A 24,602-nucleotide genomic window follows, 5' to 3' on the forward strand; every position below is an offset into this window, starting at 1 on the left:
TCAGAGCAGCTCGAGGACGGTGGCGTTCGCCATTCCGCCGGCCTCGCACATCGACTGCAAACCGTAGCGGATGTTGTTGTCGCGCATGTGGTGTACGAGACGGGTCATGAGAATCGCTCCGGAGCCACCCAGCGGGTGACCGACACCGATCGCACCGCCGAGGGCGTTGACGCGGGTGACATCCGCGCCGGTCTCAGCCAGCCAGGCGAGGGGCACGGGGGCGAACGCCTCGTTGATCTCGAACGCACCGATGTCGTCGATCGACAGGCCGGCGCGCTTCAGCACCTTCGCCGTGGCGGGGATCGGACCGGTGAGCATGACGACCGGATCGTCGGCAGCGACGACGGTGGTGTGGATCCGCGCGACCGGTGTCCAGCCTTGTGCCGCGGCGTACTCGCTGGTCGTGACCAGCAGTGCGCCCGCACCGTCGGAGATCTGTGACGAGTTTCCGGCGTGGATCACGCCGTTCTCCTTGAACACGGTCTTCAGCTTCGCCAGCGATTCGGCGCTGCCTCCGCGTCGGATGCCTTCGTCGGAGGTCAGGCCCGCGACGGGTGCGAGCTGCTTTTCGAAGGCCCCCGAGTCGGTGGCAGCTGCGGACAGTTCATGCGAGCGCAGGGCGTACTCGTCGAGCTGGGTCCGGGAGAAGCCCCATCTCTCGGCGATCATCTCGGCACCGATGCCCTGGCTGAATCCCTCGACACCGAAACGCTCGAGCACGTGCTGCGGAAAATGTTCACCGTTCTTGGCGGCGCTACCCATGGGGACACGGGTCATGGTCTCGACACCGCCGGCGATCACCACATCGTTCTGGCCCGAGATCACCGTCGCCGCAGCGAATGCGACCGCCTGCTGGCTCGACCCGCACGCACGGTTGACGGTGGTCGCGGGAACGGACACGGGCCAGCCCGCAGCAAAAACCGCGGTGCGGGCGACGATCCCCGCCTGTTCCCCCACCTGGCTCACGCAACCCCACACCACGTCGTCGACGGTCGCGGGCTCGAGCCCGGTGCGGTCGGCCAAGGCGGTGAGCACGTGGGCCGACAGGTCGGCGGCGTGAATCTCGGACAAGGCACCACCGCGTCGTCCGATGGGTGTCCGGACGGCATCGACGATCACGGCATCGCGCATGAGACTTCCTTTGCTGGTGCAGACGGGGAGCGTTGTTCTCACCGTCGAGGGGACCACGCGCACGGCGGTGAAGGAAAGACTTTCGGCGGAAGCTTCCGTTAGGTGGAAGCTATGCCGGGTCGGGTGGGCGGAATGCTGCACGGCCTGGTCCGTCCAACCCACGTGCCGACGGAACCCGATCAGCTACCGGAAAGATCGAGACTTCTGGCCCGCCCATCGGAGAGTGGACTCTGGGAGTGGGCCGATCGAGGGCTTCCACGCAGGTATCCCTGCTGAAAACTCGTTCACCGTGCGAAAGAACCTTTACCGCGGTGGCGAGCGGCAGGACACTGAAAGTACTGCAGTGTTCGCGTCGGCCGCACAGAATGCGGTGGCGTTCTTTGGAGGTCTTGGAAGTAGAACCCGGACCGGCGCGGTGCTGTAGCAACTTGTTGCAGGGGTACATGTCCGGTCGGTCAGCGCTGCATATCTTCCCGCTCGACGCCACCTTTGCTGTTCTGATCGAAGGTCGATCGGCCCGGTACAGGGCGTCAGAATACGAATACGCACGATGAAAAACGAGGTCCCATTCATCAGCGGTGGCGTCGCATGCGCTGCTTGGCACGTTCCGGCCACCACCGACCGACTTCAGGACAAGGAGGCTTCCCGTCCGTGCGTGATCCTGGGACCCGGCCTAGGTGGCACGCGTGACACCGGATTGCCCGCCTACGCCGAGGAATTCGCTCGCGCAGGGATCGATGCGTTCGTTTTCGACTACCGTGGTTTCGGCGACTCCGATGGCGTGCCGCGCCAAGATGTCTCGGCCCGGCGTCAGCGACAGGATTATCGTGCTGCAGTCGCCGCGACTCGCCGCCTTCCGGGGGTGGATCCGGAACGTGTCGCGGTGTGGGGTGCATCCAATTCAGGTGGTCATGTCTTTGCAGTGGCTGCAGTGGACCCGACCATCGCGGCGGTCGTGTCGATGACACCTGCCACCGACGGACTTGCGGTTTTGCGGCATGCTTTGCGCGAGTCCGGACCGGCTCATCTGGTGCGCCTGACCGGACACGGGATGTGGGACCTCGTCAGCGCACCGATCATGCGTGCGCCTCATTATGTGCCACTGGTCGGCTCACCCGGTACAACGGCACTCATGACCGTTCCTGGCGCCGTTGAAGCCCTTACCTCCATGTCGGGGTCTGCTTGGCTCAACCAGGTGCGCGCCCGCGCTGCGCTGCGGGTCGCGTTCAACCGTCCTGTCCGCTTCGCTCACCGGCTTGTATGCCCGATCCTGATACAAGTGGGTGTGGATGACCGTCTCGCTCCGCCCGCAGCAGCCCGCAGAGCAGCTGCGAAGGCCCGCGCATGTGCAGACTTGGAACTGCGCGAATATCCGGTAGATCACTTCGACGTCTACGATCCGCACTGGCAACCACAGATGGTGGCCGACCAGATCACCTTCCTTCGCAGAGTTCTTGCTCCGAAGCGACTTCCGCGTTCCGCTCCGGACTCGTAGTCCACCCAGGTGGACAGGATGTGCGGAAGAACCAGGGTGGGATCGAGCGGGTCTGGTGCGCACCCCCGATATCGATTCACACTCACTTCATGGCCAGGATCAGCGCACAGACCTGTACCGGCACTGATGTATACCAGGGCAGCGTCATCGGTAATGTGAGCGGATCTCGCTCTGTGTCCGCTCGACCGATGTGGTCCTCGACGCCCGGCGTCGGGCTGGGTATTGGTGTGCGCTAACCGATCGATAGCCGAGCAGCTCTGGTCCGCGGCAGATCGCTGTTGCATGCTGGCGGTGCACCGTGTTCGGACCCCGCGTCCGGAAGACCCGACCAGGACAGGCGAGCAGGCATGAACCCCACCGCTTCCACCGGCGAGTTGCCCTCCTCGTCCACCGCACCCCTCGCTGGCGTGCGCGTGGTCGAGGTATCGAGCTTCGTGGCCGCGCCCCTGTGCGGTATGACGCTCGCACAGCTCGGCGCCGAGGTGATCCGCGTCGATCCGATCGGGGGCGCCGCCGACTACAAGCGCTGGCCACTCACCGAGGACAACGAGTCCATCTACTGGGCGGGTCTCAACAAGGGCAAACGATCTTTCGCGGCAGACTTCCGCAACCCGGAGGCACAGGAGCTGATCCGCAAGCTCGTCCTGGACGCGGGAATCCTCGTCACCAATGCAGCGGGCCGACCCTGGCTCGACTACGACGAACTCGCCGCGATCCGCCCCGACCTGATCCACGTCCAGGTGCTCGGCCGCGCCGACGGTACCGGCGCGGTCGACTACACCGTCAACGCTGCGGCAGGATTCCCGCAGGTCACCGGACCCGACAATCTGTCCGGTCCCGTCAACCACGTGCTGCCGGCCTGGGACGTGTCGTGCGGTCTGTATGCCGCACTGTCGGTCGTATCCGCCGTATACCGTCGCGAAATCACCGGCGCCGGAACCAAGGTCGTACTCCCGCTGGAAGACGTCGCGTTCGCGACCGTCGGAAACCTCGGGTACATCGCAGAGGCACAACTCGGCGGACCGGGACGCCGCCGCATCGGCAATGCCGTCTACGGCACCTACGGGTGCGACTTCACCACCGTCGATGGCATCCGCTTCATGATCGTGGCCCTCACACCCCGGCACTTCCGCGATCTCACCGAACTCACCGGGACAACCCATGCGGTCACCGCACTCGAGGCCGCACTCGACGTGGACTTCCGCGACGAAGGCAGCCGTTTCGAGCATCGTCATGTGCTCGACAGCCTGTTCGGCGCGTGGTTCGGCAAACGCACCGCCACCGAGGTCGAGGAAGCGCTCGCAGCCACGTCGATCCTGCACGAGCGGTATCGCACCTTCGCCGAACTCGCACATGACCCGCGCGTGACCGACAACCCGATGTTCCAAAGACTCGCTCAGCCCCGCATCGGGGAGTATCTCGCGCCGAGCACCCCGATGTCGTTCGACGGTGTCCACCCGACCGTGCGGCCCGCACCCGCGAACGGTGACGACACTGCCGCCGTCCTGTCCGAGCATCTCGGTCTGACCGACGACGAAATCGATGCGCTCGTCGCCGCCGGCGCCGTCCGCACCCAGCAGAAGGACCCCGCATGACCCGCCTCGCCCAGACCCTCGGACTCACGGAGTTCCAGTCCGAGATACTCGATACCGTCCGCACGTTCGTCGAGCGCGACATCATCCCGAATGCACAGGAACTCGAGCATTCGGACACCTATCCGCAGGCGATCGTCGACCGGATGCGCGAGATGGGCCTGTTCGGTCTGATGATTCCCGAAGAGTACGGCGGACTCGGCGAGTCGCTGCTGACTTACGCCTTGTGCGTCGAGGAACTCGCTCGGGGATGGATGAGTGTCTCCGGGGTCATCAACACGCATTTCATCGTGGCGTACATGATCCGTCAGCACGGAACCGACGCCCAGAAGGAACACTTCCTGCCGCGCATGGCAACCGGCGAAGTACGGGGTGCGTTCTCGATGTCCGAGCCCGAACTCGGTTCCGACGTCGCGGCGATCCGCACCAAAGCCAAGCGCGACGCCGGTGGCAACTACATCATCAACGGCCAGAAGATGTGGCTGACCAACGGTGGTAGCTCGACACTCGTCGCAGCACTCGTGAAGACCGAGGAAGGCGCCGACAAACCCCACAAGAACCTCACGACCTTCCTCGTCGAGAAACCGGCGGGATTCGGCGAAGTCGCTCCCGGTCTCACGATCCCCGGCAAGATCGACAAGATGGGGTACAAGGGCATCGACACCACCGAACTCGTCTTCGACAACTACAAGGCTTCGGCCGAGTCGATCCTCGGCGGCATCCCGGGTCGCGGGTTCTCCCACATGATGGACGGAGTGGAAGTCGGTCGGGTCAACGTGTCCGCCCGCGCCTGCGGTGTGGCGATCCGCGCGTTCGAACTCGCCGCCCGGTACGCGCAGCAGCGCAGCACCTTCGGCAAGCCCATCGCACAACACCAGGCGATCTCGTTTTCGCTCGCCGAGATGGCCACCAAGGTCGAAGCAGCGCACCTGATGATGGTCAACGCGGCGCGCCTGAAGGATTCGGGCGAGCGCAACGACGTCGCGGCAGGGATGGCGAAGTACCTCGCGAGCGAGTACTGCTCGGAAGTCACCCAGGCCAGCTTCCGCATCCACGGCGGGTACGGCTATTCCAAGGAGTACGAAATCGAGCGCCTCATGCGCGAGGCACCCTTCCTGCTCATCGGGGAAGGCACCAGCGAAATCCAGAAGACGATCATCAGCAAAGGTGTCCTCCGCGACTACGCCCTGTAACCGTCTGCCCCACTTCAACTCCGGAAGGAATCCGCGTGCAGCGTACGGTGTTCGACGAAGACCACGAAGCGTTCCGTCAGACGGTCCGCGATTTCATCGCCAAAGAGGTCACGCCCGTCTACCACGAGTGGGAGATCGAGGGTCATCCTCCCCGCAAGTTCTACAACCGCCTCGGTGACCTCGGAATTCTCGGGATCCAGGCGCCCGAAGAGTACGGCGGCGGTGGCGAGTCGTCGCTGAAGTTCAACGTCGTGGTGACGGAGGAGACCGCCGCTGCGGGCGTGACGTTCGGCTCGTACTCGGTGCATTCGAACCTGATCCTGCCGTACATCATGCAGCACGCGACGGACGAGCAGAAGCAGCGGTGGATCCCCGGATTCGCCTCGGGTGACCTGATGTTCGCGATCGCGATGACCGAGCCCGGCACCGGGTCCGACCTCGCGAACATCTCGACCACGGCGAAGCTTTCGGACGACGGCAGCCACTACGTCGTCAACGGCTCCAAGACGTTCATCACCGGTGGCGCACTCGCCGATCGGATCCTGCTGGTGTGCCGGACCTCGCCGTTCGACCCGGAGAACCGCCGTGGTGGCCTGTCGATGCTCGTCGTCGACACCACGAGCGAAGGATTCGCCGTCGGACGCAAACTCGACAAGATCGGGTTGAAGACGTCCGACACAGCCGAGTTGTCGTTCGACGACGTGAAGGTCCCCGTGACGGACCTGCTCGGCAACGAAGGCGAAGCGTTCTCGTACCTGACCCAGAATCTCGCGCAGGAGCGGCTGACCATCGCCTTCGGCGCGGCCGCGACGGCAGCCGCGGCGATCGATCATGCGATCGCATACACCAAGGAGCGCACGGTGTTCGGCAAGCCGGTGGCCTCGTTCCAGAACTCGAAGTTCGTGCTCGCCGAATGCTCGACGGAGTTGCAGGCGATGCAGATCATGGTCGACAACGCGATCGAACTCAACGACCGCGGCGAACTGTCGGTGGCCGACGCAGCGCGGGCGAAGCTCTTCTCCACCGAAGCGGCCGGTCGCATCATCGACAAGTGTCTGCAGTTGCACGGTGGCTACGGCTACATCACCGAATACCCGATCGCGCGCCTGTACGCGGACACGCGCGTGACCCGGATCTTCGGCGGTACCAGCGAGGTCATGAAGACGATCATCGCGAAGGATCTCGGGTTGTAGGACGACTGCCGCGACGGCGCCGCCCGCTCCGGGAGTGGGCGGCGCCGTTGTTCGCGAATGCGGCTGCGCGGTGCGATCGCCCACCCGATATCGTTCGCGACATGCGACTGCTCGTGAAATCGAAACGGGTCATCGAGGCCCAGTTGAGCAACTCCGGGATCCGGGCCCTGTCGGGCTCGATGGTGGCCTACGAGGGACAGGTCGCGTTCAAATCGGCAGGCTTCGGCGGCGGTGAAGGCGTCCTCGCGGGTCTGCGCCAGCGCGCCACGGGCGAGGGCTTGTCGCTGATGGAATGCACCGGGACGGGCGTCGTCTACCTCGCACATCAGGGGCAGGACGTCACGATTCTCGAACTGAACAACGAGACCCTGCAGGTCGAGTCCGAGCAACTGCTCGCGCTGAACGGCAACCTGAACACCAACGTGACGTTCGCAGGATTGCGAGGCGGCATGAGCGGGCAGGGCCTGTTCACCACGACGGTGTCGGGCACGGGTCAGGTCGCGTTGCTGTCCGCGGGTGGTCCGCTGATCCATCTCGAGGTGTCGCCGCAGTATCCCCTCGTCGTCGATCCCGACGCATTCGTCTGTGCCAAGGGACAACTGACGCAGTCCTTCGTCACCGACGTGTCGTGGCGGTCGGTGGTCGGACAGGGCAGTGGCGAAGCCTTCTCCCTCAAATGGGACGGCACGGGCGTGGTGTCCATCCAGCCGGCGGAACGGTAGGGGCGAGAGTGACTTTCACCAAGGTCAACAGCAAGGTCGTCAGCGTGGACCTGAACCGGTCGGGACCCGTCGTCGCTCGTCGCGGCGCGATGCTCTTCTACACCGGTGACGTCCGCTTCGCTCCCCACGGCGTGCCCGGCGGGGCAGGAAGCGCTCCCGGTCTCGGCGGGCTCGCCGGCATGGCCGGGCGGATGATGCAGGGCGAGCACGAGTCGACCATGCTCGCTCAGGGCAACGGCACCGTGCACTACGGATTCCGCGGACTGGAGACCCATGTGGTGGACATGTCCGCCGGCGGGGAGCTTCGCGTGGATGCGTCGCGGCTGCTTGCACACACGGCGGGGCTGCAGAGCACGGTGGTGTCGTCGGGTGCCGCGCAGGCGGGTGGGGGAGGCGGCGGCCTGCTGGGCGCACTCCGGGGCGCCGCGACGGGCGCGGTGACCGGCACGGGAATGTTCACGACACAGCTGTCCGGCTACGGCGCCGCGGTGCTGCTCGCGCACGGCGGCGTCTTCGAACTTCGTGTGGGTGGACCTGCGCCCGTGATCGTCGATCCCCAGGCCTTCGTCGCGGCGAGCGGTGCGGTCCGTACCGAACTGAAATCGTCGATGAGCTGGCGCAATGTGGGCCGCAGCGGCGGAGAGGCCATGCAACTCGAGTGCACCGGTCAAGGCATCGTCTACGTGCAGGCATCGGAGGAGAAACTGTGAGCGTCGTCCTCAATCCCGCGAGCTTCACCGAGAGCGACAACGTTCCCGGAAACAGCTACGCCTACTGCATCGACCTGCAGACGCCGTGGTTCCTGTCGAAGGGCGCGATGATCGCGTACTACGGGCAGGTGCGGTTCTCCGCCCTCACCCACGGACTTCAGGGCGGCCTGCTCGACATGGTGGCCCGCCGGTTCTCGGCACCGATGTATCTCGGCGACTACGTGGTGGCGGACGGCTTCGGGAAGCTGATCCTCGGGGACCGCGGTTACGACATCAACTCCTACGATCTCGACGACGGCAACCTCACGATCCGGCAGTCGAACCTGCTGGCCTTCGAGCCGGGTCTGTCGCTGAATCAGTCGATCGTGCCGGGATTCCTCACGCTGATCGGGACGGGACGGTTCCTCGCGTCGTCGAACGGACCGGTGATGTTCGCCGAACCGCCGCTGCGCGTCGATCCCGAGGCACTCGTCGGCTGGGCCGACTGTCCGTCCCCGAGCCACCACTACGACGAATCGTGGATCACGGGATTCGTCTCCGCCGGCGCACGCCGGTTCGGGGTCCAGTCGGGGGAGGAACGCCAGTTCGACTTCACCGGCGCCGGGACGGTGCTCGTCCAGTCGAGCGAGAAGGTGATCGACGACTCATCGCTGGTCCGTACCCTCGAGCATCAAATTCCGGGCCTCTCACAAGGCGGTCTGCACCGCATCAATCACGTCGTTTCGCAACAGATGCAACAGGGCTAACAGGGGTACCGGACGGTGACGTGAGACCGGACACCGCGCGGAGCAAAGTAGATCGAATTGTGACTACGCTCACAGGATAGGCAGACCTAACCAGAGGTAAGGTTTGGGCAACCTAACAACCTCAGGATGGTGGCTCACATGATCGTCTGTAGTTGCCACGCCCTCACGCACCACCACATCGAAGCAGAGGTGGCAGCGGGCGCACGATGCACCCGCGAAGTGAGCGCCGCGTGCCGCGCAGGAACCGACTGCGGCAACTGCGTACGCAACATCTCGGCGATCATCCGGCAGGCGCGCGTCCGAAATGAGACGATCGAGCTCGAGACCGCCGTGTAGCCAGCCCCTGCCCGGCGGTAAACCTGATGGTTCACCCCGGGAGGTGCCATGAAGGGCGACAAGAAGGTCATCGAATACCTGAACGAGCAGTTGACGGCGGAACTCACCGCCATCAATCAGTACTTCCTGCATTCCAAGATGCAAGAAGACCGCGGTTGGTCGAAGCTCGCGGCACACACCCGCGCCGAGTCGTTCGACGAAATGCGCCACGCCGAGACCCTCACCGATCGCATTCTCTACCTCGACGGACTGCCCAACTACCAGCGGCTCGGTTCGCTGCGTCTGGGACAGACCGTGAAGGAGATGCTCCAGGCGGATCTCCAGGTCGAGATCGAGGCTCGCGACCGGCTCCGCAAGGGATCGGAGTACATGCGGTCGGTCAGCGACATCACCTCCGCGAACATCTTCGAGGCGATCCTCGCCGACGAGGAAGAACATATCGACTACCTCGAAACCCAGCTCGACCTGCTCGAGCAGCTGGGCGAACCGCTCTACATCGCTCAGCACATCTCGCCCCCGGAGTAACCAGCTACGGGCACGCAGCGCCCTCGCCGTGAAAACGGGCCGCGACAGATGTCGCGGCCCGTCTTCACGTGCAGGTATCTTCGACGTGCTCGGTCATCTGGTCTCGAGAGTGAGGAAACACCGTGAGTGATTCGTCCGTGAAAGTGGTTCACAATCCCGACCGGCAGCGATACGAACTGGACGACAACGGTTCCGTCATCGGTTACGCCGACTATCACCCCGCCGACGACACTCAGCTCGTGTTCGACCACACCGTGGTCGACGACGCCTATTCCGGTCAGGGCCTCGCCGGCAAACTCGTTCGGTTCGCGCTGGACGACGTGCGCGAACGTGGAAAGCGGGTCGTGCCGGTATGCCCGTTCGTCGACAGCTTCATCGACAAGCATCCGGAGTACCAGGACCTCGTCGCCTGAGAGGTCCTGCCACGACCCGCCTTACACGCGACGGTCAGTGCCCCGCGCGGTTACGCAGGTCGAGTGCGACGTCGGTGATCATGTCCTCCTGGCCGCCGACCAGCCCGCGACGCCCGATCTCGACGAGGATGTCGCGGGTGTCGAGGCCGTAGATGTCCGCAGCGGTCTCCGCGTGACGCAGGAAGCTCGAGTACACACCGGCGTAGCCGAGCGTGAGGGTCTCGCGGTCCACCTGGACCGGCCGGTCCTGCAACGGACGGACGAGATCGTCGGCAGCATCCTGCAGGCCGAACAGATCGCACGAGTGCTTCCATCCGTGCAGATCGGCGACCGCGACGAAGGGTTCGATCGGGCAGTTGCCCGCACCCGCGCCCTGCCCGGCCAGTGACGCATCGACGCGGATGACGCCTTCCTCGACGGCGACGACGGAGTTGGCGACCGAGAGCGACAGGTTCTGGTGGGCGTGGATACCGATCTGCGTGCCCTCCTCGAGAACGTCACGGTAGGCGCGGACACGCTCACGGACGCCGTCCATCGTCAGCCGTCCACCGGAGTCGGTGACGTAGACGCAGTCGGCGCCGTAGGACTCCATGAGCTTGGCCTGGCGAGCGAGTTCTTCCGCGGGAGCCATGTGCGACATCATCAGGAAGCCGGACACGTCCATGCCCAGTTCCTTGGCGGCGGCGATGTGCTGCGCCGACACGTCGGCCTCGGTGCAGTGGGTGGCCACACGCACCGACCGCACACCGAGTTCGTAGGCGCGCTTCAGCTCGTGCACGGTGCCGATACCCGGCAGCAGCAACGTGGTCAGGATGGCCGAATTGATCGCTCCCGCTGCGGCTTCGAGCCATTCCCAGTCGGTGTTGCTACCCGGGCCGTACGTGAGGGAATGGCCGGTGAGCCCGTCGCCGTGCGAGACCTCGATCGCGTCCACGCCGGCACGGTCCAGTGCGCCCGCGATCGCTGCGACGTCGTCGGGGGTGATGCGGTGACGGATGGCGTGCATGCCGTCGCGCAGGGTGACGTCCTGGATGTACAGGGCCGTGCCGTGACTCGCGTACTCGCGCTGTCCGGCGTCGTTGGTGGTCGTCTCGCTCATGCCGAAACCTGCTCCTTCTTGCGTGCCGCGACTGCCCGGCCGACCTGCAGGGCCGCGGACGTCATGATGTCGAGATTGCCCGCGTACTCGGGCAGGTAGTGCGCTGCGCCCTTGACTTCGAGGAACACCGCGACCTTCCACATCGGTCCGGTGTGTTCGGTCAGCGTTCCGACGGTCTCGGTCATCGGGGTGAACTGGATTTCCTGCTTGAGCTTGTATCCGGGCACGTAGGTGGATACCTTCGCGACCATCGCCTCGACCGACGCGACGATCTCGTCCTTGCGGTCTTCGCCGACCAGCGCAAGAACGGTGTCGCGCATGATCATCGGGGGTTCGGCCGGGTTCAGGATGATGATCGCCTTGCCGCGGGCGGCGCCGCCGATCTTCTCGATCGCTTGCGACGTGGTCTCGGTGAACTCGTCGATGTTGGCGCGCGTGCCGGGGCCGGCCGACTTGGAGGAGATCGATGCGACGATCTCGGCCCAGTACACCGGCGTCACCTGCGAGATGGCAGCGACGATCGGGATGGTCGCCTGGCCACCGCAGGTGACCATGTTGACGTTGGGAGCGTCGAGGTGCTCGTCGAGGTTCACCGGCGGCACCACGTAGGGGCCGATCGCAGCGGGCGTGAGATCGATCAGGATCTTGCCGTGCGGGCGCAGCATCTTCTCGTTGTATTCGTGCGCCTTCGCCGAGGTCGCGTCGAACACGATCTCGATCTCGCCGAACCGGGGATGCTCGATGAGGCCTTCGACGCCGGTGGCGATGGCGTCGATGCCCAGCCGCTTCGCGCGGGCCAGGCCGTCGGACTCGGGGTCGATGCCCACCAGGGCGATCGTCTCGAGTTCGCTGTCCGCCAGCCTCTTGATCTTGATGAGCAGGTCGGTGCCGATGTTGCCCGGCCCGATGATGGCGACCTTGGTCGTGGTCATGTCAGTTCTCCTGTGCCGAAGACGGTGAGGTCGAGAAGGGGGCGGTGACGGAGCCGAGAGTGGAGATCTCGGCGCGCACCGTGACCCCGGGAGGGGCGGACACCATCGGTCCGAGTGCACCGGACAGCACCACCTGGCCGGCGGTCAGCGGCTGTCCGAATTCGCGCGCAGTGCGGGCGAGCCACAGCAAGGCGTTCAACGGATCGCCGAGGCAGGCCGCTCCGGTGCCCTCCGAGACGAGTTCGTCGTCGATGTACATCCGCATGGTCGTGTCGATCGGCTCGAAATCGGCGAGGGACACGCGGTGGGAGCCGAGCACGTAGAGACCGCTCGACGCATTGTCCGCGACCGTATCGGTGATCTTGATGTCCCATCCGGCGACCCTGCTGTCGACGATTTCCAGCGCCGCGACCGCATAGTCCACGGCGCCCCGCACCTTGTCGAGGTCGAGATCGTCGTCATCGAGGTCTGCGGAGAGCACGAACGCGATCTCCGCCTCGGCCTTCGGCTGGAGCAGCCGGTCGCTGGGGACCTCGTCGAGATCGGTGACATCCATATCGTCGAACAGCACCCCGAAATCAGGGCGGTTCACGCCGAGTTGCTGCTGGACTGCCGGGGAGGTGAGGCCGATCTTGCGCCCCACAATGCGGGCGCCGGAGGCGAGTTTGTGCTCGGTCAGGTGCTGCTGCACCGCGTAGGCCAGGTCGATGTCGGTTTCACCGAGCAGATCCCGCACCGGCGCACACGGCACGGCGGTGCGAGCGGCATCGATGAGCCGGCCGGCCGCTGCGCCGACGGTGTCGAGAGATGCGGCATCGCCCGCGGAATGGGGAGTAGTGGTCATCAGGTCCTCGTCGATCGATGGGTAACTCCATCGTGGGGGTACGAGTACCGCTTACCTAGCCGTAGGTTCCGCTCAGTGGAACGCGTGGCGCCGGATCATCCGGGAGCCGCTCACAGAGTCCGCAGGGCCGCACGACGGGCCAGGGTCGATGCGACGCCCGCCGCCGCCGCCTTCACCGCCGCCGCGTGTTTCTCGGGCCGGAACCGCGTGGCGGGCCCGGTGACGCTGATCGCGGCGACCGGATCCTCGTCTCCCAGAAGCACGGGTGCGGCGACACACACCAGCCCGACCGCCGATTCCTCGTGCTCGAACGCGACGCCCGTGCTCGCGATGCGATCGATGTGGTCGCGGAACCGGCCCGGCGCGGTGATCGTGCGCGGTGTCTTGCGGGCGAGCCCGGCATCCACGACGTCCACGAACAGCGCCGGCGACGAGAACGCGAGCAGCGCCTTGCCGATGGCAGTGCAGTACATGGGCATTCGTCCACCGACTCGCGACGGCGCCGGGGCCGGGCGATGGCCACCGATCTTCGAGACGTAGACGACTTCGGTGCCTTCGGGCACTCCGAGGTGCACGGTTTCATGGGTCCGCTCGTACAGGTCTTCCATGAACGGAATGGCGACCTCGAGCAGTCGTCGTTCCACCGACGCGCGCATGCCGAGTTCGAACATCCGGCCGCCGAGCCGATACCCGGACGCATCCTTGTCGAGCAAGCGGACGTCGATCAGATCGTTGACCACGCGGTGGAGAGTGCCCTTGGCCAGACCCGTGCGACGGCCGAGTTCGGCGAGGGTCACTCCGTGGTCGTCGGCGGTGAACGCGTGCAGGACGGTGACGACCTTGCCGAGCACGGTCGAAGTGTCGACGGGCGGGTCGGCCGCCCGGCGCGTCGGCCGCTGTCCTTCCATGTGCCACAGGGTATGCCACCGCCGAGACCGAACCGCAACGCATCGTCCGCGCGGTGCCGGATCGCGGTGGCATCCTGGACCGGTGACCGAGCGGAAACGACCGGACATCTCCTTCGAGACGTGGATCGAACGGCAGATCCGCGCCGCACAGGAGCGCGGCGACTTCGACGACCTCCCGGGTGCGGGAAAACCCATCCCCGATCACGGCGACGACGAATTGTGGTGGGTCAAGGCCTACCTCGCCCGGCAGGGACTCTCGACGGAGGCATTGCTGCCGCTACCCCTCCAATTGCGCCGGGAAATCGAGCGGCTACCCGAGACCGTGGCGAACGTGCCGTCCGAGCAGTCGGTCCGGGAGATCGTCGCGGGGCTCAACCGGCGGGTGGTGGAATACATGCTCCAGCCTGGTCAGCTACCGATCCCGGTCCACAAGGTGGACGTCGACGCAGTGGTCGAAACCTGGCGGGCCGGGAGACAGGCACGCCGGGAAGAAGCCCGGCGCGCCCTCCTCGCTGCCCAGGAAGGCCGTTCGGATCCCCCGTCCAGCCGCGCACGACCGGCACGGAGGCGGTCGCTCTTCCGGTGGTTCCGCGCCGGATGACCGGCACCGGAACCACCGGCGATGTCATGCGAGGTCGACGGTGAGCGGCGCGCCGGTCGCGGCGGCCACCTGTTCTTCCGTCACACCCGGTGCGCATTCGCGCAGGACCAACCCGGCGTCCGTCACATCGATGACCGCGAGGTCGGTGATGATCCGCTGGACCACGCCCTCGCCGGTCAGCGGCAACGAGCACCGCTCGACGATCTTCGGCTTGCCCGTCTTGTCGGTGTGCTCCATGAGCACGATGACCTTGCGGGCACCGTGCACGAGATCCATCGCGCCACCCATGCCCTTGACCATCTTGCCCGGCACCATCCAGTTCGCCAGATCGCCCGTGGCCGAGACCTCCATGCCGCCGAGTACCGCGGTGTCGATGTGCCCGCCGCGAATCATCCCGAAGCTCAGCGCGGAGTCGAAGAACGCCGCGCCCGCGTTGACCGTGACGGTCTCCTTGCCGGCATTGATCAGATCCGCGTCGATCGCCTCTTCCTCGGGGTACGGGCCGGTACCGAGGATGCCGTTCTCGCTGTGCAGGGTGACCCGCACGCCGTCGGGCAGGTAATTCGGAATCAGCGTGGGCAGCCCGATCCCCAGGTTCACGTACTCGCCGGGTTCCAGCTCCTGCGCGGCGCGCGCCGCCATCTGCGTGCGCGTCCAGCCCACTGCCCGTTCGACCTCGACGCTCATGATGCCGCTCCTGCCTTGACGGTCCGCTTCTCGATCTGCTTGTCCTGCGCCCCGGTGTGCACGATCCGGTCGACGAAGATCCCCGGCAGGTGCACCTCTCCGGGCTCGATCTCGCCCGGCTCGACAAGTTCCTCGACCTGCGCGATGCACACCCGTCCGGCCATGGCGGCCAACGGGTTGAAGTTCATCGCCGCCTTGTTGAACACCAGGTTCCCTTCGGTGTCCCCCTTCAGGGCGTGCACCAGGGCGAAGTCCGCGGTGATCGACTCCTCGAGCACGTACTTCTTGCCCCGGAACTCACGGACCTCTTTCGCCGGTGACGCCACCGCGACGCCTCCTTCGGCGTCGTACCGCCACGGCAGCCCACCGAGCGCGATCGGGGTTCCGACGCCGGCCGGGGTGAAGAACGCGGGAATGCCCGCGCCACCGGCACGCAACTTCTCCGCGAGCGTGCCCTGTGGCGTCAATTCCACCTCGAGTTCCCCGGAGAGGTACTGACGGGCGAACTCCTTGTTCTCGCCCACGTACGACGCGGTCACCCGGCGGATTCTCTTGTCGCCGAGAAGTATTCCCAGTCCGTGGCCGTCGACCCCACAGTTGTTGGAGAACACTTCGAGGTCGGTCACGCCCGCCTCGGCGAGCGCCTGGATCAGAATGTCGGGGATGCCGCACAGGCCGAACCCGCCCACCGCAAGGGACGAACCGTCTGTCACGTCCGCGACGGCCTCCACCGCGGACCGGAACACTTTCGTTGCCAACGCACACCTCTCGGGTCAGGGATTCCGCGACCTCGTCGGGCCGCCGACGTCCATTCAATGAACGTCGTCCTTCTCGTCCCACCAATAAAGTTGCTGCAGGTGAGATTCACAAGTGAGCGCGCCGAGAATACGATAATTGCTCGCTATCCGGACACGCGGACAGAATTCGTTCATTCAGTGGACGTAGGATAAGCCCGTGACCGCCCAAGGACAGCTGATCGGCAGAGTGAGCGCGCTGCTGCGGGCCGTGTCGTCGTACGAACCGGACGGGGCCTCGACGTCGGACCTTGCCCGGGCGACCGACCTGGCCCGGCCGACCGTCCACCGGCTCCTCGGCTCGCTCGCCGACGAAGGTCTGGTCGACCGTGACCCGAAGTCGGGCCGATGGTCGCTCGGGCCCGAGCTGTACCTGCTGGGTTCGGTGGCAGCCACCCGATACGACATCACCGACCTGGCCGGAGACGTGCTTCGCGACCTTGCCCGCGAATCCGGGGAGAGCGCGTTCCTGTCCGCCCGTCGCGGAGACGAAACGGTGTGTGTGGCAAGCGAAGAAGGCAGCTTTCCGTTGCGTTCGCACGTGCTGCACATCGGGATCCGGTTTCCGCTCGGGGTCGCGTCCGCCGGGCTCGCGATCCTGTCCCACATGTCCGACCAGGACATCGACGATTACCTCTCCCGCGTCGACCTCACGGCCACGTGGGGTGCGGAGCACTCGCGCGACGCCGTCGAAGAGCGGATCGCCGCGACACGCCTGGCCGGCTACTCCGTCAATCCCGCACTGATCGTCGAGGGCAGCTGGGGAATGGGCGCGGCCGTCTTCGACCACAGAGGAGCCCCGACGTGGGCGCTGAGCCTGACCGGCGTGGAAAGTCGCTTCCGTGCCGATCGCACACCCGACGTCGGGGCTCTGTTGCTCGGTGGGGCACACCGCCTCACCCAGCTGTTACGTCACCGCACGCGCTGACGCCTCCGGATCACGACGGCGTGCTCGCGGCGGCACGCTGAAGCAGCCGTTCGGCGTGGCGCAATACCGGGGCGTCGACCATCTTGCCCTCGAAGTCGAACACCCCGCGCTCCGATCCGGCCGCGTCGAGTACCCGTCTCGCCCAGGCCTCTTCGTCCGGCGTGGGTGCGTAGGCGCGGCGGATCACGTCGATCTGGCCCGGGTGGATCGCAACCTTGATGTCGAATCCGACCGCTACGGCGTCGAGTGCCTCGTCGTGCAGACCGTCGGTGTCCTTGATGTTCAGGTACACCGAATCGAGTGCCCAGCGCGCGTAGCCCTTCGCCGCGAGCAACGTGACCGCACGGGCGTGCTGGGCGACCCCGCGGTAGAGCCCGTCCGGCCCACGGCTGGAGTTGCCACCCAGTCCCGCCACGAGATCCTCGGCGCCCCACATCATTCCGATGGTGTTGTCGGCCTTCGCGATGCTCTCGACCGCGAGCACGCCGAGCGGAGACTCCACGAGCGCGACCACCTCGAGCGGCGCGAGGGATCGCACCTGATCGCCGCTCTCACACTTCGGCAGCATCACCCGCGTGTACGGGGTGCGGCTCAGTGCCTCGAGGTCGGGTCCGTGGTCTTCGGTGCCGACCGGGTTGATCCGCACCACGGTGCGCTCGGGATCGAGCGGTGTGGCGACGAGTGCGTCGCGGGCGGCCTGCTTGTCGGCCGGCGCCACGGCATCCTCGAGGTCGACGATGACCACGTCGGCACGGGCGGCAGCCTTGGCGTAGCGGTCGGGTCGGTCGGCCGGGCAGAACAGCCACGCCGGGCCGGGAAGTGTCCATGTCATGTCGTGGGCCTCTTCTGCACGAGGGTCTGGCGGACCGCGATCCCGACGACGTCACCGTGCTGGTTGCGCCCGGTGTGCTCGAGGGTGACGATGCCTTCGCCCGGGCGGCTCTTGGATTCACGCTTGTCGAGGATCTTGGTCTCCACGTACAGCGTGTCGCCGTGGAACAACGGCTTCGGGAAGGAGACCTCGGAGAAGCCGAGGTTCGCGACGATCGTTCCCTGCGTCAGCTGCGCGACGGAGAGACCGATCATGGTCGACAGGGTGAACATCGAGTTCACCAGCCGCTCCCCGAACGCGGTGCCCGCCGCATACGCGGCATCGAGATGCAGCGCTTGAGTATTCATGGTCTGGGTGGTGAACAGAACGTTGTCGGCTTCGGTGATGGTGCGGCCGGGCCGGTGCTCGTAGACCGCGCCGAGTTCGAATTCTTCGAACCACAGTCCACGCTGCGTGATGCGTTTCGCGTTCTCCGCGGGCGCCGTGTCGCTCACAGTCCCAGTTCCCGTCCGACGAGCATGAGCTGCACCTCGGTGGTGCCCTCTCCGATCTCGAGGATCTTGCTGTCGCGGTAGTGCCGCGCGACGGCGTATTCGTTCATGAATCCGTAGCCGCCGTGGATCTGGGTGGCGTCGCGGGCGTTGTCCATCGCCGCCTCCGACGCCACGAGCTTCGCGATCGCGGCCTGCTTCTTGAACGGACGGCCCGCGAGCATCGCCGAGGCGGCGTCGTAGTACGCGGTGCGCGCCGTGTGGGCACGCGCCTCCATCCGGGCGATCTTGAACGCGATTGCCTGGTTGCTGCCGATCGGGCTGCCGAATGCCTCGCGTTCCTTGGCGTACTTGACCGACTCGTCGACGCAGCCCTGCGCGGCACCGGTGGACAGCGCAGCGATCGCGATGCGGCCCTCGTCGAGGATCCGCAGGAAGTTGGCGTACCCGCGGCCGCGTTCGCCCAGCAGGTTTTCCTCGGGCACCCGCACATCGCTGAACGTCAGCGGATGGGTGTCGGACGCGTTCCATCCCACCTTGTTGTAGGCGGGTTCGGCGGTGAATCCGGGAGTGGAGGCCGGAACGAGGATCGTGGAGATCTCCTTCTTGCCGTTGTCCCGCACGCCGGTGACCGCGGTGACGGTGACGAGCGAGGTGATGTCGGTGCCGGAGTTCGTGATGAACTGCTTGTTGCCGTTGATGACCCACTCGCCGCCGTCGAGCTTCGCGGTGGTCTTCGTCCCGCCCGCGTCGCTACCCGCGCCGGGCTCGGTCAGGCCGAAGGCCGCGAGGTTCCGGCCGCTCGCGAGCTGCGGAAGCCATTCCTGCTTCTGCGCCTCGGTACCGAACCGGTAGATCGGCATGGCGCCGAGCGACACGCCGGCCTCGAGCGTGATCGCGACCGACTGGTCGACTTTGCCGAGTTCCTCGAGCGCGAGGCACAGAGCGAAGTAGTCCCCGCCCATTCCGCCGTACTCCTCGGGGAAAGGCAGACCGAACAGACCCATGTCCGCCATGCCCGCGACCACTTCGTAGGGGAACGAATGCTCGGCGTCGTGCTTGGCCGCGACCGGCGCGACGACGGTGCGCGCGAAGTCGGCGACCGTCTTGCGCAGCTGCTCGTACTCGTCGGGAAGCTGCCCGGTTGCCAGATATTCCGTCATTCCGTTGCCTCTTTCGTATCGGCGTGCGGGGTGACCCGCGCGAGAAGTTGATCGACCTTGACCTGCTCACCCGCAGCGGCGAAGAGCTCTACGGTGCCGGCGACCGGCGCGGTGAGCGAATGCTCCATCTTCATGGCTTCGACGACCACGATCGTCTCTCCGGCAGCGACTTCGGCGCCTGATTCCACCGCGACGGCGATGACCGCGCCGGGCATCGGGCTGGTGATGTCGGCGTTGCCGGCGTGCGCGTCGTCCCCGCGTACCCCTGCCTCCGCGACTTCACGGACCGAGACACTGCCGTGGCCGTCGGCGAGCCAGATCGCGCCGTCGGACTCGGCCACGCGGAAGACGTGGCGGCGTCCGTCGAGCACGACGGCGAGCACAGATCCGTCGAGCGTCACGGACACCGAACTACGTTCGCCGTCTTCGACACTCGCAGCTCCGGCGGCGGGCGTTCCGCTGAACCCCACGTGCACGGTGCGATCGCCCGAGGTGAGACGGAAGGTCGCGGGCAGATGGGTACCGACGCGCCAGCCGTCCGGCACCGACCACGGGTCGGAGTTCGCGGCCGACCAGTGCTGCAACCAGAGGTGTGCGGCAGCCGCGACGAACGTGGTGTCCGACGTACCCGGGGCGGCGTAGTCCTCGAGACGCCGGTCGAGCAGGCCGGTGTCGAGGGCACCGGCGACGACTTCGTCGTCGGCGAGCAGGAAACGCACGAAGTCGACATTGGTGACCACGCCCAGGACGGCCGTGTCGGCGAGTGCCCGGTCGAGGCGGCGCAGTGCGCCCGCGCGGTCGGCGGCGTGGGCGATGACCTTGGCCAGCATCGGGTCGTAATCGCTGCCCACGATCGTGCCGGCCTGCACGCCGGAATCGACCCGCACTCCCGGTCCGGAAGGCTCGACGACGTCGGCGACATGGCCGCCGGTGGGCAGGAAGCCGCGGGCCGGGTCCTCTGCGTAGATGCGCGCTTCGATGGCGTGACCGTTGAGGGTGATGTCCTCCTGGCCGAACCCCAGCAATTCACCGGCGGCAATCCGGACCTGCCATTCGACGAGGTCGAGACCCGTCACCATTTCCGTGACGGGGTGCTCGACCTGCAGGCGGGTGTTCATCTCCATGAAGAAGAATTCGTCGGGCCGGTCCGCGGACACGATGAACTCGACGGTGCCCGCACCGGTGTAGTCGACACTGCGGGCGGTGTTGCAGGCCGCTTCACCGATGCGGGCGCGTGTGACCGCGTCGAGCAGCGGCGACGGAGCCTCTTCGACGACCTTCTGGTGGCGGCGCTGCAGACTGCATTCGCGCTCGCCCAGGTGGACGACGTTGCCGTGCGTGTCGGCGAGGATCTGCACCTCGATGTGGCGGGGGCGCTGGACGAACCGCTCCAGGAACAGCGTGTCGTCACCGAACGACGACGCGGCCTCACGACGGGCCGACGCGAGCGCGGCGGGAAGGTCCGCCGGATCGGTCACCAGACGCATGCCCTTTCCGCCGCCACCGGCGGACGGCTTGACCAGCACCGGATAGCCGACCTCGTCGGCTCCGGCGATCAAGTCGGCGTCGGTCAGTCCCGGCCGCGAGATGCCGGGCACGACGGGAACCCCGAATTCCGAGACCGCGCTCTTCGCGGTGATCTTGTCGCCCATCGTCTCGATGGCATGCGCCGACGGGCCGAGGAATGCGATACCCGCTGTGGCGCAGGCGGCGGCGAATGCAGCGTTCTCCGAGAGGAACCCGTATCCCGGATGGATCGCCTGCGCACCCGTCGCGACGGCCGCGTCGATGACCTTGTCGATCGCGAGGTAGCTCTCGCGTGCCGCCGCAGGACCGAGCAGAACGGCGGTGTCGGCCTCGCGCACGTGCCGCGCGTCGCGGTCGGCTTCGCTGAAGACCGCGACCGAGCGCAGTCCCATATCCTTCAGGGTCCGGATGACGCGCACGGCGATCTCACCGCGGTTGGCTACCAGGACCGTATCGATCCGATTCGTATCGCTCATGTCGCTCACATCCGGAAGACGCCGTAGGAGACCGGCTCGAGGGGCGCGTTGGCGCACACCGAAAGTGCCAGTCCGAGAACTTTTCTGGTATCGACAGGGTCGATGATGCCGTCGTCCCAGAGTCGGGCCGTCGAGTAGTAGGGGTTGCCCTGCTCCTCGTACTGCGCGCGGATCGGCGCTTTGAATTCCTCTTCCTGCTCGGCGGTCCACGGGTTGCCCGAGGCGTCGAGCTGGTCGGACCGTACGGTCGCGAGCACCGATGCGGCCTGCTCGCCGCCCATCACGGAGATGCGCGCGTTGGGCCACATCCACAGGAATCGCGGCGAGTACGCACGGCCACACATCGAGTAGTTGCCGGCGCCGTACGAGCCGCCGATGACGACGGTCAGTTTCGGAACCCGGGCGCACGCGACGGCGGTGACCATCTTGGCGCCGTGCTTGGCGATGCCACCGGCCTCGTAGTCGCGGCCGACCATGAAGCCGGAAATGTTCTGGAGGAACAGCAGCGGGATCGAGCGCTTGTCGCACAGTTCGATGAAATGCGCTCCCTTGACGGCGGATTCGCCGAAGAGCACGCCGTTGTTTGCGACGATGCCCACCGGGTGCCCGTGGATGCGCGCGAATCCGGTCACGAGCGTCTTGCCGTACTCCGCCTTGAACTCGTGGAAGCTGCTGGACCCCCGGCCGGCACCGCCGGCACCGCCTGTACCGTCGGCACCGCCGGCGCCGTCGACGATGCGGGAGATGACCTCGTGCACGTCGTAGGGGATCCGCGAGTCGGTGGGGACCACGTCGTACAGCGTCTCCGGGGACTTCTCGGGTTCGACGGTGGGCTCGACGTCCCACGGCCGCTCCGCCCGGGGACCGAAGGTGGAGGCGATGTCGCGCACGATGCGGAGTGCGTCGCGGTCGTCCTCGGCGAGATGGTCGGTCACACCCGAGACCTTCGAGTGCAGGTCGCCGCCGCCGAGTTCCTCTGCGGTGACCACCTCACCGGTCGCAGCCTTCACGAGCGGGGGGCCGCCGAGGAAGATGGTGCCCTGATTCCGGACGATGACGGCTTCGTCGCTCATCGCGGGCACGTAGGCGCCGCCGGCGGTGCACGACCCGAGCACCGCGGCGATCTGCGGAATGCCCTTGGCGCTCATCGTCGCCTGGTTGTAGAAGATGCGGCCGAAGTGCTCGCGGTCCGGGAAGACCTCGTCCTGCCGGGGAAGGAACGCGCCGCCGGAGTCGACGAGGTAGAGGCAGGGCAGGTTGTTCTGCAACGCCACCTCTTGCGCCCGCAGGTGCTTCTTCACCGTGACGGGGTAGTACGTGCCGCCCTTGACGGTCGCGTCGTTGGCGACGATCACGCATTCGCGACCGGCCACCCGGCCGATTCCGGTGATGATGCCGGCGCCGGGGCACTCGTCGCCGTACATGCCGGTGGCGGCGAGCGGTGAGAGTTCCAGGAACGGGCTGCCGGTGTCGAGGAGACCGTCGACGCGGTCGCGGGGAAGCAGTTTGCCGCGGGAGACATGCCGCTCACGGGATTTTTCGTTGCCGCCGAGCGCTGCCGCGGCAAGCCTGTCGCGGAGCTCTCCGACCAGCTGTTCGTGCTGGTCGCGGCTGGTTGTCGAGATCGCCTGAGCGGTCGTCACGGACACCATCCTCGGTAGATTGAACTAATCGCCATTAACTGAAATCTAGGTTAGTTATGATTAACCGAGTTGTCCAGATCACAGACGAGTGGAGTCTCCCGCCATGCATGAGCCTGCCGAAGAAGCGGCGCCTCCCGCGCCGACCCGGCGGAGCCTCGCCAAAGCCGAGCGCCGCGCGCAGCTGCTCCGGGCCGCCGCCCGCCTGATCGCCGAGCGCGGCTTCGCCGGGGTCCGGCTCGAGGACCTCGGCGCGGCCGTGGGCATCAGCGGCCCGGCCGTCTACCGGCACTTCCCCAACAAGGACGCCCTGCTCGTCGAACTCCTCGTCGACATCAGCCGACGGCTGCTCACCGGCGGCACCGCGGTCGTCGCCGACACCACCGACCCGCGTGACGCGCTCGGGAGACTCGTCGACTTCCATCTCGACTTCGCCCTCGGGGACCCCGACCTCATCCGCGTCCAGGACCGGGAACTGCATTCGCTTCCCGACGACGCGCGACGCGAGGTGCGCGTCACCCAGCGTCGCTACGTCGAGATCTGGGTGGGGACTCTCTGCCGCATCACCCCGGGTCTGGCCGAGTCGGATGCACGCACGATGGCTCACGCGACCTTCGGCCTGATCAATTCCACACCGCACAGCGCCGACCCGCGCTCACCCGAGGGCACCCGTGCCGTCCTCCGCCTGATGGCCCTCTCGGCGCTCGACGCCGCCCCGCTCCTCCGACCGACGACACCCACGAAGGACTCATGAGCTACTTCGAACGACTCGGCCCCGCGTCCTTCCGCGCGACCCGCCATGTGAGCGGCGCGTGGAACGAGGCCGAACAGCACATCGCCCCCGCGCTGGGCCTGCTCGCCCACGTCATCGAATCCGACCGCGACGCCCGCCGCGACGACGGGCTGGTGATCGCCCGCCTGTCGTACGACATCCTGGGAACCGTGCCCGTCGGCCCCGTCGACACCGCCGTGGAGGTCCTGCGGCCGGGACGCACGATCGAACTGGTCGAGGCCGCACTGAGCCACGGAGGCCGCACCGTCGTGCGGGCACGCGCATGGCTCATGCAGCCGCGGCCCACCGCCGAACTCGCAGGTTCGACGCTGTCGCGCATCGCACCGCCCGAGGACACCGAACCGTGGGATCCCACCACCGTGTGGCCGGGCGGTTTCATCGAGTCGGTCGAGGTTCGCCGGACGAGCGCCGGGCCCGGGCGTGCGTCCTTCTGGGTTCGCACACCGATCACGCTCGTCGACGACGACAAGGTGAGCACCCTCGCCGCTGCCGCAGGACTGTTCGACATCGCGAACGGCATGGCGGTGCGGGCGGATCCGCAGAAGGTCGCGTTCCCCAACCTCGACCTCACCGTCCACCTGTTCGCCGAACCCCGCGGCGACTGGGTCGGTTTCGATACCTCGGTCTCGTTCGGAGCCGACGGGATCGGTCTGACGAGCACCGTGCTGCACGACACGTCCGGCCCGATCGGCACGATGTCGCAGATCCTCACCGTGCGCCCCGGCACACCGGAAGGCCCGTAACGCAGTCGTTACCCGGGGTAATCGAACGGTTGATCCGAGAGCACTACCGTCTGCGCCCGGAGCACGTATACAAGGGTGGATACACCCG

At 66.5% G+C, this 24,602-nt stretch carries 26 protein-coding genes; 14 read left to right on the forward strand and 12 right to left on the reverse strand.

Annotated elements, in window-relative coordinates; translation table 11 throughout:
- Positions 1-1,131, reverse strand: a complete 1,131-nt coding sequence (locus tag ACFWBU_RS00150) for a thiolase family protein (protein ID WP_378527106.1) — start codon at positions 1,129-1,131, stop codon at positions 1-3.
- 550 nt (positions 1,132-1,681) lie between these two features.
- On the opposite strand from ACFWBU_RS00150, the gene ACFWBU_RS00155 reads away from it, so the two are divergent.
- The 10 genes from ACFWBU_RS00155 (at position 1,682) to ACFWBU_RS00200 (ending at position 10,056) form a co-directional block, all read left to right on the forward strand.
- Complete coding sequence (locus ACFWBU_RS00155; protein WP_378527108.1) at positions 1,682-2,626, forward strand: alpha/beta hydrolase; 945 nt, start codon at positions 1,682-1,684, stop codon at positions 2,624-2,626.
- Positions 2,627-2,973: 347 nt separating this feature from the next.
- A complete protein-coding gene (locus ACFWBU_RS00160) occupies positions 2,974-4,221 on the forward strand; it encodes a CoA transferase (protein ID WP_378527110.1) in 1,248 nt (415 codons plus the stop codon).
- Positions 4,218-5,411 carry an acyl-CoA dehydrogenase family protein gene (locus ACFWBU_RS00165; protein ID WP_378527111.1) on the forward strand — a complete coding sequence of 398 codons (1,194 nt, stop codon included), beginning with the start codon at positions 4,218-4,220 and terminating at the stop codon, positions 5,409-5,411. The genes ACFWBU_RS00160 and ACFWBU_RS00165 overlap by 4 nt, the downstream gene beginning before the upstream one ends.
- 35 nt (positions 5,412-5,446) lie before the next feature.
- On the forward strand, positions 5,447-6,604 hold the full coding sequence (locus ACFWBU_RS00170; protein ID WP_378527112.1) for an acyl-CoA dehydrogenase family protein: 1,158 nt from the start codon (positions 5,447-5,449) through the stop codon (positions 6,602-6,604).
- 101 nt (positions 6,605-6,705) lie between these two features.
- Positions 6,706-7,326, forward strand: a complete 621-nt coding sequence (locus ACFWBU_RS00175) for an AIM24 family protein (protein WP_169621046.1) — start codon at positions 6,706-6,708, stop codon at positions 7,324-7,326.
- Positions 7,281-8,036, forward strand: a complete 756-nt coding sequence (locus ACFWBU_RS00180) for an AIM24 family protein (protein WP_169621045.1) — start codon at positions 7,281-7,283, stop codon at positions 8,034-8,036. The genes ACFWBU_RS00175 and ACFWBU_RS00180 overlap by 46 nt, the downstream gene beginning before the upstream one ends.
- Positions 8,033-8,782: an AIM24 family protein gene (locus tag ACFWBU_RS00185; protein ID WP_169621044.1), complete on the forward strand. Its 750-nt coding sequence runs from the start codon at positions 8,033-8,035 to the stop codon at positions 8,780-8,782. The genes ACFWBU_RS00180 and ACFWBU_RS00185 overlap by 4 nt, the downstream gene beginning before the upstream one ends.
- Before the next feature lie 138 nt (positions 8,783-8,920).
- Positions 8,921-9,118: a bacterioferritin-associated ferredoxin gene (locus ACFWBU_RS00190; RefSeq protein WP_169621043.1), complete on the forward strand. Its 198-nt coding sequence runs from the start codon at positions 8,921-8,923 to the stop codon at positions 9,116-9,118.
- 48 nt (positions 9,119-9,166) lie between these two features.
- Positions 9,167-9,643, forward strand: coding sequence for a bacterioferritin (bfr, locus tag ACFWBU_RS00195; RefSeq protein WP_169621042.1), 477 nt, complete (start codon positions 9,167-9,169; stop codon positions 9,641-9,643).
- Between the two features lie 122 nt (positions 9,644-9,765).
- On the forward strand, positions 9,766-10,056 hold the full coding sequence (locus ACFWBU_RS00200; RefSeq protein ID WP_169621041.1) for a GNAT family N-acetyltransferase: 291 nt from the start codon (positions 9,766-9,768) through the stop codon (positions 10,054-10,056).
- A gap of 34 nt (positions 10,057-10,090) precedes the next feature.
- Here ACFWBU_RS00200 and dmpG read toward each other — a convergent pair whose 3' ends face one another.
- The 4 genes from dmpG to ACFWBU_RS00220 form a co-directional block, all read right to left on the reverse strand.
- Positions 10,091-11,155 carry a 4-hydroxy-2-oxovalerate aldolase gene (gene dmpG / locus ACFWBU_RS00205; RefSeq protein ID WP_169621040.1) on the reverse strand — a complete coding sequence of 355 codons (1,065 nt, stop codon included), beginning with the start codon at positions 11,153-11,155 and terminating at the stop codon, positions 10,091-10,093.
- The gene (locus ACFWBU_RS00210; RefSeq protein WP_169621039.1) at positions 11,152-12,087 is read right to left on the reverse strand and encodes an acetaldehyde dehydrogenase (acetylating); all 936 of its coding nucleotides are present in this window, start codon (positions 12,085-12,087) and stop codon (positions 11,152-11,154) included. Before ACFWBU_RS00210 ends, dmpG begins: the two co-directional genes overlap by 4 nt.
- A 1-nt stretch (position 12,088) precedes the next feature.
- Complete coding sequence (locus ACFWBU_RS00215) at positions 12,089-12,931, reverse strand: 2-keto-4-pentenoate hydratase (RefSeq protein ID WP_169652829.1); 843 nt, start codon at positions 12,929-12,931, stop codon at positions 12,089-12,091.
- 110 nt (positions 12,932-13,041) lie between these two features.
- Positions 13,042-13,839 carry an IclR family transcriptional regulator gene (locus tag ACFWBU_RS00220; protein WP_206036885.1) on the reverse strand — a complete coding sequence of 266 codons (798 nt, stop codon included), beginning with the start codon at positions 13,837-13,839 and terminating at the stop codon, positions 13,042-13,044.
- A gap of 82 nt (positions 13,840-13,921) precedes the next feature.
- Between ACFWBU_RS00220 and ACFWBU_RS00225 the strand changes: the two genes are divergently transcribed.
- Positions 13,922-14,440 carry a DUF1992 domain-containing protein gene (locus ACFWBU_RS00225; protein WP_169652828.1) on the forward strand — a complete coding sequence of 173 codons (519 nt, stop codon included), beginning with the start codon at positions 13,922-13,924 and terminating at the stop codon, positions 14,438-14,440.
- Positions 14,441-14,464: 24 nt separating this feature from the next.
- Here ACFWBU_RS00225 and ACFWBU_RS00230 read toward each other — a convergent pair whose 3' ends face one another.
- Both ACFWBU_RS00230 and ACFWBU_RS00235 read right to left on the reverse strand, forming a co-directional pair.
- Positions 14,465-15,127, reverse strand: coding sequence for a CoA transferase subunit B (locus tag ACFWBU_RS00230; protein ID WP_169621036.1), 663 nt, complete (start codon positions 15,125-15,127; stop codon positions 14,465-14,467).
- A complete protein-coding gene (locus ACFWBU_RS00235) occupies positions 15,124-15,885 on the reverse strand; it encodes a CoA transferase subunit A (RefSeq protein WP_169621035.1) in 762 nt (253 codons plus the stop codon). The genes ACFWBU_RS00230 and ACFWBU_RS00235 overlap by 4 nt, the downstream gene beginning before the upstream one ends.
- A 214-nt stretch (positions 15,886-16,099) precedes the next feature.
- On the opposite strand from ACFWBU_RS00235, the gene ACFWBU_RS00240 reads away from it, so the two are divergent.
- The gene (locus ACFWBU_RS00240; RefSeq protein WP_378527243.1) at positions 16,100-16,849 is read left to right on the forward strand and encodes an IclR family transcriptional regulator; all 750 of its coding nucleotides are present in this window, start codon (positions 16,100-16,102) and stop codon (positions 16,847-16,849) included.
- A gap of 10 nt (positions 16,850-16,859) precedes the next feature.
- Here ACFWBU_RS00240 and ACFWBU_RS00245 read toward each other — a convergent pair whose 3' ends face one another.
- Genes ACFWBU_RS00245 through ACFWBU_RS00265 form a run of 5 tightly spaced genes read right to left on the reverse strand, consistent with a single transcriptional unit; the run spans position 16,860 to position 22,990 of the window.
- Positions 16,860-17,681 carry an HpcH/HpaI aldolase/citrate lyase family protein gene (locus tag ACFWBU_RS00245; protein WP_378527115.1) on the reverse strand — a complete coding sequence of 274 codons (822 nt, stop codon included), beginning with the start codon at positions 17,679-17,681 and terminating at the stop codon, positions 16,860-16,862.
- The gene (locus ACFWBU_RS00250) at positions 17,678-18,175 is read right to left on the reverse strand and encodes a MaoC family dehydratase (protein WP_169621033.1); all 498 of its coding nucleotides are present in this window, start codon (positions 18,173-18,175) and stop codon (positions 17,678-17,680) included. The genes ACFWBU_RS00245 and ACFWBU_RS00250 overlap by 4 nt, the downstream gene beginning before the upstream one ends.
- The gene (locus ACFWBU_RS00255) at positions 18,172-19,335 is read right to left on the reverse strand and encodes an acyl-CoA dehydrogenase family protein (protein ID WP_169621032.1); all 1,164 of its coding nucleotides are present in this window, start codon (positions 19,333-19,335) and stop codon (positions 18,172-18,174) included. The genes ACFWBU_RS00250 and ACFWBU_RS00255 overlap by 4 nt, the downstream gene beginning before the upstream one ends.
- Positions 19,332-21,338: an acetyl-CoA carboxylase biotin carboxylase subunit gene (locus ACFWBU_RS00260; RefSeq protein ID WP_378527117.1), complete on the reverse strand. Its 2,007-nt coding sequence runs from the start codon at positions 21,336-21,338 to the stop codon at positions 19,332-19,334. The genes ACFWBU_RS00255 and ACFWBU_RS00260 overlap by 4 nt, the downstream gene beginning before the upstream one ends.
- Before the next feature lie 5 nt (positions 21,339-21,343).
- Positions 21,344-22,990, reverse strand: a complete 1,647-nt coding sequence (locus ACFWBU_RS00265) for a carboxyl transferase domain-containing protein (protein WP_169652825.1) — start codon at positions 22,988-22,990, stop codon at positions 21,344-21,346.
- Between the two features lie 94 nt (positions 22,991-23,084).
- Between ACFWBU_RS00265 and ACFWBU_RS00270 the strand changes: the two genes are divergently transcribed.
- Positions 23,085-23,732 carry a TetR/AcrR family transcriptional regulator gene (locus ACFWBU_RS00270; RefSeq protein ID WP_378527118.1) on the forward strand — a complete coding sequence of 216 codons (648 nt, stop codon included), beginning with the start codon at positions 23,085-23,087 and terminating at the stop codon, positions 23,730-23,732.
- Positions 23,729-24,514, forward strand: a complete 786-nt coding sequence (locus ACFWBU_RS00275; protein WP_296550353.1) for a thioesterase family protein — start codon at positions 23,729-23,731, stop codon at positions 24,512-24,514. Before ACFWBU_RS00270 ends, ACFWBU_RS00275 begins: the two co-directional genes overlap by 4 nt.
- Positions 24,515-24,602 lie beyond the last annotated feature (88 nt).

This window comes from Rhodococcus sp. NPDC060084 (assembly GCF_042730335.1).
GTDB lineage: Bacteria > Actinomycetota > Actinomycetes > Mycobacteriales > Mycobacteriaceae > Rhodococcus.